Below are 3,696 nucleotides of genomic sequence, written 5' to 3'. Positions count from 1 at the left end.
GTTCGGGCTGTGTGACTACGGGATCCATAAAGTTCCTCACCACCATTGTCGAATGAGCGTTTCCCTTCATGTTGCACCACGAGGTGAACCATGATTCACCCGCACTCCTCGTGACATGACGTATCAGCATAGGTTTGGGCTGTGTCGGCCGACTGTCGTCGGCGTCTCCGAGGTTGCCGGCCCCGGTCGATGGGACCGACTTGCCGGATCACCGCCCTCCTGACCTACCTGCAGTCGTTGGCCTGCTGATTGTCCAGGCCCTCCCTCTCACGACGCGAGCGGCAACGGACTCTCGCATACGCAAGGCACCGTAGCCCGCACAAGGAGTCCGCTACACGGGGACAGCGATCGCCGCGCCGCACTCGCCCGCGAGGCGCTGAACGTAGGCCGTGCCGGCCCGCGACCCGGCGCAGGGATGAGTACCGTTATCAGGCGGCTTGCCGCCCAGTCGGCTCACAGCTGGCTCACAGCTGGCCCTATCCTTGTTGGCGATTCCTCGGTGCGCGCCCGCTCATCGCAGCGAAGCTGGTCGCCGACACCGCTCATGTTGACGAGATTTCACTCGGGGGTCGCTTGCACAGCCGCGCCAGCTCCCGATACGCGGCCTCACCGAGCAACTCGGTGAGCTCCGGCGCATACGACTGCCACACCGCCTTGGCGCCGACATGCGCGTCCGGCGAGCCGGAGCAGTACCAGTCCAGGTCCGCGCCGCCCTCACCCCAGCCGCGGCGGTCGTACTCGGTGATCGTCGTCTTCAAGATCTGCTCACCGTCGGGTCGCTCCACCCATTCCTGGGTGCGCCGGATCGGCAGCTGCCAGCACACGTCCGGCTTCACCTCGAGCGGCTCGATGCCGCGCTCGAGCGCCATCGAATGCAACGCGCACCCGATGCCACCCTCGAATCCGGGACGGTTGAGAAAGATGCACGCGCCCTGGTAGCGGCGGGTACGCAGCGCCGACTCATCCTCGAGCTCGTCCTCCTCGATGTACCCCCTCTTCCCCAGACCCTGCTTCCTGAACTGCCAGCCCTCGGGCCTGACCAGCTTCACCGACTCGTGCAACCTCTCCACATCCTCCCTCGTCGGAGAAGAAGGCGCCGTGCGAACAGCAGCCGTCGTCGGGTCGGCCCGCGATGATGCCCTGGCAAGCCGGGGTACCGAACACACAGGTCCAGTGCGAGAGAAGCCACGTCATATCCGCGGCGATGAGATGCTCGGCGTCGTCGGGATCGAGGAACTCCACCCATTCCCGAGCGAAGTCGAGCGCCACCTCGAGGCTCGGCGCCATCTTGTCCGACGGCCCCGGAATACCTGCTGCCACAAACCCCCACGGTAGCCAACCCACATAACAGACAAGGACTGATCAGATCCCCGTCCGAGAGCGAACGATGCCCGACCCGACTCTCGCCGACGTGGGTGTAACGCCGCGGCCTCCACCGCGAATAACCAGCGAACGTCTCGCGGCTGCTTCGGGGAACGGGAGGAGGCAGCGACCTCCTGATGTCGACACCCTCGGGTGGGGCGTGTCGTCACGTGTGTCGACGGGGTGAAGCGAAGAATCGACGTAGAACGCGACAGTCGAGGAGGGTGCGATGAACCCCAGTCGCATGCGCAGACTCAGGCAGGTGCCCGACGCCGAGCCACAGATGATGTTCCGCACCATCCACGGGTACCGACGCGCCTTCCGCATGACCGGTGACGGCCCCGCGCTGCTGCTGTTGCACGGCATCGGCGACAACTCGTCGACATGGACCGAGATCATCCCGCACCTCGCCGAGAATTACACCGTGATCGCACCCGATCTACTCGGCCACGGACGGTCCGACAAACCCCGTGCCGACTATTCCGTCGCCGCCTACGCCAACGGCATGCGCGATCTACTCTCGACCCTGGGAATCGACCACGCCACCGTGATCGGACATTCGCTCGGCGGCGGCATCGCGATGCAGTTCGCCTACCAGTTCCCACAGATGGTGGATCGGCTCATCCTGGTTTCCGCCGGCGGTATCACCAAGGACGTTCATCCACTCCTGCGCCTCGCGGCGACGCCGATCGTCAATGAGGCACTGAAATTGCTGCGCCTGCCGGGAGCGGTGCCCGCGGTGCGGTGGGTGGGAACCGTGTTGACTCGGCTGCACGGCACTCCCCTGCGCCCCGGTGCGGCGCTGCACGACACACCGGATCTGGTGCGTATCTTGACCGAACTTCCCGACACCGCCGCGTACGAGGCCTACCTACGCACCCTGCGGGCGGTGGTCGACTGGCGCGGACAGACGGTGACGATGCTCGACCGTTGCTATCTGACAGCTGGTCTTCCTGTTCAACTCATCTGGGGAGATCGGGATACGGTCATCCCCGTCAGCCACGCCCACTCCGCGCACGCGGCAATGCCGGGTTCGCGGCTGGAGATCTTCCGGGGCGCCGGTCACTTCCCCTTCCGGGACGACCCCATGCGCTTTGTCCACACCGTCGAGGAGTTCCTGTCCGATACGCGCCCATCGCCATTCGACGAGGCCAGGTGGCGGCAACTGCTCAACGTCGGAACCGTCGAGAAGGCTCTCACCTCCGACGTCTCGACGCGTGCCGCCGTGCTCGACGCGGTGGGATCCGCCGAACGCAGCGCCACCTGATTCTCGGGCTCAGATGACCGACGCCGGGCACAACAACCACCCGGTACCTGGGTAGGGTTCCCACGCCGCACGGTCACCGGTCGGGGCAGGCGCCACTACGCCACCAATAGCGGCTTCAGCATGGCGGCGGTCGGCACGGAACTTACAGCGTGACATGGGAATCCGAATTCCGTCCAGGCTATCCGGGAGAGATCCCCTCGCTGCTGCGATCGGCGTTCGCTGTGGCAGGGGAGAAAGGCCTGCCCCTCGAGGAGTTGGCATCAAAGCTTCGGATACCTCGTCCGAGGCGTCGCCGGCTTCTCCTGGGCAAGGGAGTCACCCGCCCGAACCTGCAGTTGGTGTACACAACGGGGAAATGGGGTACCGCATGCAGCGGCCGATCCGATGGCAGCACCGGTGTTCGAGACATTTACCACCTAACCTACCGGCCGGGGATCCGCCACGGCCATGTCACCGCCTCGCACACTCTCGATCCGGGCGGCCTGACCCCGTCCCTCCACCGGCCTGTTGAGGCCGACGATGAACGCGGTGGGGCGGGCGGGGCTCGAACCCGCGACCAATGGATTATGAGTCCACGGCTCTAACCGACTGAGCTACCGCCCCATCACCGCACTACCCCCACCATCGCGGGGCGAGGTGATGCTACCGGCCACCCTGCTGGCTGTCCCCGCCCGCGTCGGGAAGTCTCATACGCGGCCGAAGAGTTGCCGCACGCCACCGTCCTCATCGACCGCATACAGCGCCATCCCCAACAGATCCAGAATCCGCTGAGGCGCTCGCACCGCCGCTTCCACCGATCGCGGCTCGTCACGAACCACCAACGCAAACGACACCGACCGATCCGGTTCGCTCGGCATCCGCCTCACCAGCTGCCCGATAGCGGTATCGACATCCAACCCCGGCACGGTCGTCGCACCCTTGACCTCGGCGTAGAGCCGGCGGCCGTCCTTCTCGGCAACGATGTCGATGAAATCCACCTCGGTACGAACCACCCACCCGTGAGACGACAACCACCCCGCGAAGTCCCGGGCCACGCGAGCCTCATCACCCCTCATACAGGACACGGT

2 protein-coding genes, 1 tRNA gene and 1 pseudogene are annotated in these 3,696 nt (G+C 65.6%); 1 reads left to right on the top strand and 3 read right to left on the bottom strand.

The window, feature by feature from the left end:
- Positions 1–542 precede the first annotated feature (542 nt).
- Positions 543–1,287: pseudogene (locus tag WAW17_RS07815) on the bottom strand (hypothetical protein).
- Positions 1,288–1,591: 304 nt separating this feature from the next.
- Between WAW17_RS07815 and WAW17_RS07810 the strand changes: the two are divergent.
- On the top strand, positions 1,592–2,629 hold the full coding sequence (locus tag WAW17_RS07810) for an alpha/beta fold hydrolase (protein WP_422332418.1): 1,038 nt from the start codon (positions 1,592–1,594) through the stop codon (positions 2,627–2,629).
- A gap of 529 nt (positions 2,630–3,158) precedes the next feature.
- Here the strand turns inward: WAW17_RS07810 and WAW17_RS07805 are convergent.
- Both WAW17_RS07805 and WAW17_RS07800 read right to left on the bottom strand, forming a co-directional pair.
- Positions 3,159–3,232: transfer RNA gene (locus WAW17_RS07805), tRNA-Ile, on the bottom strand.
- A gap of 83 nt (positions 3,233–3,315) precedes the next feature.
- Positions 3,316–3,663 (bottom strand): hypothetical protein, encoded by a 348-nt coding sequence (locus WAW17_RS07800; protein WP_422332419.1) that lies wholly within the window; start codon positions 3,661–3,663, stop codon positions 3,316–3,318.
- Between the last annotated feature and the right edge of the window lie 33 nt (positions 3,664–3,696).

The sequence above is a fragment of the Rhodococcus sp. (in: high G+C Gram-positive bacteria) genome (assembly GCF_049286785.1).
Classification (GTDB): domain Bacteria; phylum Actinomycetota; class Actinomycetes; order Mycobacteriales; family Mycobacteriaceae; genus Rhodococcus_F.
This window is presented reverse-complemented; position numbering and strand designations above follow the sequence as displayed.